The 6063-nt window shown below is 63.7% G+C and carries 1 protein-coding gene and 3 pseudogenes; 2 read left to right on the top strand and 2 right to left on the bottom strand.

Annotated features, from left to right (window positions below; all coding sequences use genetic code 11):
- Positions 1-50: 50 nt before the first annotated feature.
- Positions 51-2360 (bottom strand): ATP-dependent Clp protease ATP-binding subunit ClpA, encoded by a 2310-nt coding sequence (gene clpA, locus DT343_RS00020; RefSeq protein WP_112861261.1) that lies wholly within the window; start codon positions 2358-2360, stop codon positions 51-53.
- 189 nt (positions 2361-2549) lie between these two features.
- On the opposite strand from clpA (DT343_RS00020), the pseudogene clpS reads away from it, so the two are divergent.
- Positions 2550-2840, top strand: a pseudogene (gene clpS, locus DT343_RS00015) (ATP-dependent Clp protease adapter ClpS); the annotation flags it as partial.
- A gap of 13 nt (positions 2841-2853) precedes the next feature.
- Positions 2854-5155, top strand: a pseudogene (clpA, locus tag DT343_RS00010) (ATP-dependent Clp protease ATP-binding subunit ClpA).
- A gap of 52 nt (positions 5156-5207) precedes the next feature.
- On the opposite strand, the pseudogene DT343_RS00005 reads toward clpA (DT343_RS00010), so the two are convergent.
- Positions 5208-6063 (bottom strand): annotated as a pseudogene (locus DT343_RS00005) (GNAT family N-acetyltransferase); the annotation flags it as partial.

Raw genomic sequence — 6063 nt, 5'->3', positions numbered from 1 at the left:
AAAAGGCCCGGCTGCTGCCAGCCGGGCCTTTCGCGATCACCCTTTCGGGATCAAGCCGTCTCTTCTTCCTCGGCCTTCGCGGGCGCGCTGGCGCTCGTGATGTCGAAGTCGATCTTGCCGTCCTTCAGCTGGACCCTGACGTGTCCGCCGCGCGTCAGACGCCCGAACAGGATGTCGTCGGCCAGCGGCTTCTTGATCGAGTCCTGGATGACCCGCGCCAGCGGACGCGCGCCATACAGTTCGTCGAAGCCGTTCTTGGCCAGCCAGTCGGCGGCTTCGTCGGTCAGTTCGATGGTGATGTTGCGGTCCGCCAGCTGGGCTTCCAGCTGAAGGATGAACTTGGTCACCACCGAGCGGATCGTGTCGGCCTGCAACGGCTTGAAGGCCACGATGGCGTCCAGGCGATTGCGGAACTCCGGCGCGAACAGGCGCTGGATGGCCTTGTCATCCTCGCCCTCGACCTTGCCCCGGCCAAAGCCGATGGAGGCGCGGGCGTTGTCGGCGGCCCCGGCGTTGGTCGTCATGATCAGGATGACGTTCCTGAAATCGACCTTCTTGCCGACCGCATCGGTCAGCATGCCGTTGTCCATCACCTGAAGCAGGATGTTGTAGACATCCGGGTGCGCCTTCTCGATCTCGTCCAGCAGCACGACAGCGTGCGGATGCTGATCGACGGCGTCGGTCAGAAGCCCGCCTTGGTCATGTCCGACATAGCCGGGAGGCGCGCCGATCAGACGGCTGACCGTGTGGCGCTCCATATATTCCGACATGTCGAAGCGCTGCATCTCTATGCCCAAGGTGGCGGCGAGCTGCTTGGCGACCTCGGTCTTGCCGACGCCGGTCGGGCCGCTGAACAGGAAGCTGCCGATCGGCTTGTTCGGATCACGAAGACCCGCCCGCGCCAACTTCATGGCCGCCGACACCTGCTCGATGGCCTGTTCCTGACCGAAGACCGCACGCTTCAGGTCGGTTTCCAGCTCGCGCAGGCTTTCCGTGTCGGACTTGGACACCGACTTGGCCGGGATACGGGCCATCTTGGCGATAACGGCCTCGACCTCCTTCTGACCGATGACCTTCTTCCTCTTGGATTCGGTCAGCAGCATCTGCGACGCCCCGGCCTCGTCGATCACATCGATCGCCTTGTCCGGCAGTTTCCGGTCGGTCATGTAGCGCGCCGACAGCTCCACCGCCGTGCGCACGGCGCTGTCGGTATAGCGGACCTTGTGGTGCTGCTCGTAGTAGGTCTTCAGACCCTTCAGGATCTTCACCGTATCCTCGACCGTCGGCTCATTGACGTCGATCTTCTGGAAGCGACGCACCAGGGCGCGGTCCTTCTCGAAGTGCTGGCGATATTCCTTGTAGGTCGTCGATCCCATGCAGCGCAACGTGCCGGACGCCAAGGCCGGTTTCAGCAGGTTCGAGGCATCCATCGCCCCGCCCGAAGTTGCGCCCGCGCCGATCACCGTGTGGATCTCGTCGATGAAGAGCACGGCGTTGTCGTGGTTCTCCAGTTCTTTGACCACCTGCTTCAGGCGTTCCTCGAAGTCGCCGCGATAGCGGGTGCCGGCCAGCAACGCGCCCATATCGAGCGAGTAGATGGTGGCGTCCTTCAGAACGTCGGGCACTTCGCCGTTGACGATCTTGCGGGCCAGACCTTCGGCGATGGCGGTCTTGCCGACGCCGGGATCACCGACCAGAAGCGGGTTGTTCTTGGTCCGACGGCACAGGATCTGGATCGAGCGGTCCACCTCGGCCTGACGACCGATCAGGGGATCGACCTTGCCCTGGCGCGACTTCTCGTTGAGGTCGACGCAATAGGCTTCCAGCGCCTCGCCGCCCTGTTTCACGGCGGAAGCATCCTCGGCCTCTTCGGGCGAAGCGCCCTTGGCCGGACGCGCCTCGTTAGCGCCTGCCTTCTTGGCGATGCCGTGAGCGATGAAGTTGACCGCGTCATAGCGCGTCATGTCCTGCTCTTGCAGGAAGTAGGCCGCGTGGCTCTCGCGCTCGGAGAAGATGGCGACCAGCACGTTGGCGCCGGACACTTCCTCGCGGCCGGACGACTGGACGTGGATCACCGCGCGCTGGATCACGCGCTGGAAGCCGGCGGTCGGCTTGGCGTCCTCGCCGTCGCTGGTGGCCAGGGCGGCCAGGTCGTTGTCGACATAGAGGGTCAGCGCCGCTTTCAACGCAGACAGATCGACGTTGCAGGCCTGCATGACGCCGGTCGCGTCGGGATCGTCGATCAGCGCGAGCAGCAGGTGCTCAAGCGTCGCATACTCGTGCCTGCGCGCATTGGCGTATCCCACCGCGCGGTGCAGGGTTTCTTCGAGAGGACGAGGGACAGGGCAAAAAAGGCATATGGCGATCGGAGCTGTTCACTGAGGCGTCAACCTGAGCCGTTGACCGCCTTGGATCACGTGAAATCTTTGTCCCTTCCGTGACTGGACGCGCTTCAATTCAGGCCATCATTCCCTATTTGAGAGCAAGACGACTCCCGATTACGGAACACGAATGCCCATTCAAAGGCCCGGTGAGACCGGCGGCGTCAAGGAACCGCCGTCGTCACCGAAACAAAGCCGAAGCTGCAAAAGCCCTCGCTCTATCGAGTGCTGATTCTGAACGACGATTATTCGCCGATGGAATTCGTCGTCTATGTGCTGGAGCGGTTCTTCCAGAAGAGCCGGGAAGAGGCCACCCGCATCATGCTGCATGTGCATCAGCATGGCGTCGGCGTCTGCGGCGTCTTCACCTACGAGGTCGCCGAGACAAAGGTCGCGCAGGTCATCGAGACGGCGCGCCGCCACCAGCACCCTCTGCAATGCACGATGGAAAAGGACTGAGAGGAGCCTCCCTATGCCTTCATTTTCCCGTCCTCTCGAAGAAACCCTGCACCGCGCGGTGGGATACGCCAATGCGCGCAGGCACGAGTATGCGACGCTTGAGCACCTGCTGCTCGCGCTGATCGACGATCCCGACGCGACCGGCGTCATGCAGGCCTGCAACGTCGATCTGTCTGCGTTGAAAGCGGCGCTGACCCTCTATGTCGACAACGACCTGGCCGCCCTGGCCACCAGCGACGGCGAGGACGCCAAGCCGACCGCCGGCTTCCAGCGCGTGATCCAGCGCGCGGTGATCCACGTCCAGTCGTCCGGCCGCGAGGAAGTGTCCGGCGCCAACGTGCTGGTCGCCATCTTCTCCGAGCGCGAGAGCCACGCGGCCTACTTCCTGCAAGAGCAGGACATGACGCGCTATGACGCGGTCAACTTCATCGCTCACGGCATCGCCAAGAAGGCAGGCGCTAACGAGGCGCGTCCGGCCAAGGGCGCTTCGCCCGAAGAGGCCGAGGATGCTTCCGCCGTGAAACAGGGCGGCGAGGCGCTGGAAAGCCTATTGCGTCGACCTCAACGAGAAGTCGCGCCAGGGCAAGGTCGATCCCCTGATCGGTCGTCAGGCCGAGGTGGACCGCTCGATCCAGATCCTGTGCCGTCGGACCAAGAACAACCCGCTTCTGGTCGGTGATCCCGGCGTCGGCAAGACCGCCATCGCCGAAGGTCTGGCCCGCAAGATCGTCAACGGCGAAGTGCCCGACGTTCTGAAGGACGCCACCATCTACTCGCTCGATATGGGCGCGTTGCTGGCCGGCACCCGCTATCGCGGCGACTTCGAGGAACGCCTGAAGCAGGTGGTCAAAGAACTGGAGAACCACGACAACGCCGTGCTCTTCATCGACGAGATCCACACGGTGATCGGCGCGGGCGCAACTTCGGGCGGGGCGATGGATGCCTCGAACCTGCTGAAACCGGCCTTGGCGTCCGGCACGTTGCGCTGCATGGGATCGACGACCTACAAGGAATATCGCCAGCACTTCGAGAAGGACCGCGCCCTGGTGCGTCGCTTCCAGAAGATCGACGTCAATGAGCCGACGGTCGAGGATACGGTGAAGATCCTGAAGGGTCTGAAGACCTACTACGAGCAGCACCACAAGGTCCGCTATACCGACAGCGCCGTGCGCACGGCGGTGGAGCTGTCGGCGCGCTACATGACCGACCGGAAACTGCCGGACAAGGCGATCGATGTGATCGACGAGGCCGGGGCGTCGCAGATGCTGCTGACCGAATCCAAGAGGAAGAAGGTCATCGGTCAGAAGGAGGTCGAGGCCGTTATCGCCAAGATGGCCCGTATCCCGGCCAAGTCGGTGTCCAAGTCCGACACGGAAAGCCTGCGCGAGCTGGAAACCGACCTGAAGCGTGCGGTCTTCGGTCAGGAACAGGCCATCGAGCAGGTGTCGGCGGCCATGAAGTTGGCGCGGGCGGGTCTTCGTGATCCGAACAAGCCGATCGGCAGCTTCCTGTTCAGCGGCCCGACCGGCGTCGGCAAGACCGAGGTCGCCAAGCAGCTCGCCGCCACCTTGGGCATAGAGATGCAGCGCTTCGACATGTCGGAATATATGGAGCGCCACACGGTCAGCCGTCTGATCGGCGCGCCTCCCGGCTATGTCGGACATGACCAAGGCGGGCTTCTGACCGACGCCGTCGATCAGCATCCGCACGCTGTCGTGCTGCTGGACGAGATCGAGAAGGCGCACCCGGATGTCTACAACATCCTGCTTCAGGTGATGGACAACGGCATGCTGACCGATGCGGTCGGCAAGAAGGTCGATTTCAGGAACGTCATCCTGATCATGACGACCAACGCCGGGGCCGCCGACAACGCCCGCGCCTCCATCGGCTTTGGCCGGGGCAAGGTCGAGGGCGAGGATGACAAGGCCATCCAGCGCCTGTTCGCGCCGGAGTTCCGCAATCGCCTGGACGCCATCGTGGCCTTCAAGCCGTTGCAGGCCGACACGATCCGCTCGGTGGTGACCAAGTTCATCCTTCAGCTGGAAGCCCAGCTGGCGGACCGCAACATCACCATCGAACTGACCGACGAAGCCGCCGACTGGCTGGCCAAGAACGGCTTCGACGAACTGTATGGCGCGCGTCCGCTGGCGCGGGTCATCCAGGACTCGATCAAGAAGCCGCTGGCCGACGACATCCTGTTCGGGCGTCTGACGCGCGGCGGACACGTCAGGGTCCAGCTGAAGGACGGCAAGATCGACTTCGACATCACGAGCGCCAGCGCGCCCGCGAAGGCCGAGGAAGAAGAGACGGCTTGATCCCCGAAAGGGTGATCGCGAAAGGCCCGGCTGGCAGCAGCCGGGCCTTTTTCTATACCTGCTTATAGGGCGACAGTTCTTCGGTCATCGCCCGCATCTGCGCTGCGACAGCCGGGCGTTCGCCGTCCAGATAGCGAGCGACGGGATCGCGCAGGGCGGGGTCGGCGATGAAATGGGCGGAATAGACAGGGGAGGGCAGGTAGCCGCGCGATCTTGTGGTCGCCCTGGGCCCCGGCTTCGACGCGGGACAGGCCACGCGAAATGGCGAATTCGATAGCCTTATAGTAGCAAAGCTCGAAATGCAGGAAGGGCACGTCTTCCAGCGTGCCCCACTGACGACCGTAAAGGGCGTCGCGGCGATGAAGTTCAGAGCGCCGGCGATGGGCGTCTCATCCCGAAACGCCATGACCAGGGCGATCCGGTCGGCCATTGTCGCGCCCACGCGGCTGAAGAAGTCGCGCGTCAGATAGGGCTGGCCCCATTTGCGCGAGCCGGTGTCCATGTAGAAGGCGAAGAAGGCGTCCCAGTGGGCCTCGGTGATGTCGGCGCCGGTCAGGACGCGGATATCCAAATCGGCCTGGGCGTCGCGGCGCTCGCGCTTGATGGTCTTGCGGCGGTTGGCCGACAGGGCGGCCAGGAAATCGTCGAAGGTCCGATAGCCGTTGTTGCGCCAGATGAACTGGATGTCCTGGCGCGGCAGCAGGTTCGCCTCGGTCATGGCCGACCATTCCGGCTCGGTCGGGAAGTTGACGTGAAGGGAGGAGACGCCCAGCCGTTCGACCAGGGTCACAGCCCCTTGGATCAGGGCCTGACGCACCGTCGCGGCGTCGGTCTCGAGATGGTTCAGGAAGCGCGGGCCGGTCGCGGGCGTAAAGGGCACGGCGCCCAGCAGCTTGGGATAATACCGG

Origin of the sequence: Brevundimonas vesicularis (genome assembly GCF_900445985.1) — a bacterium.
In the GTDB taxonomy this organism is placed as follows: domain Bacteria; phylum Pseudomonadota; class Alphaproteobacteria; order Caulobacterales; family Caulobacteraceae; genus Brevundimonas; species Brevundimonas vesicularis_D.
Note: the sequence above shows the minus strand (reverse complement) of the source record. Positions and strands in the feature narration are given on the sequence as shown.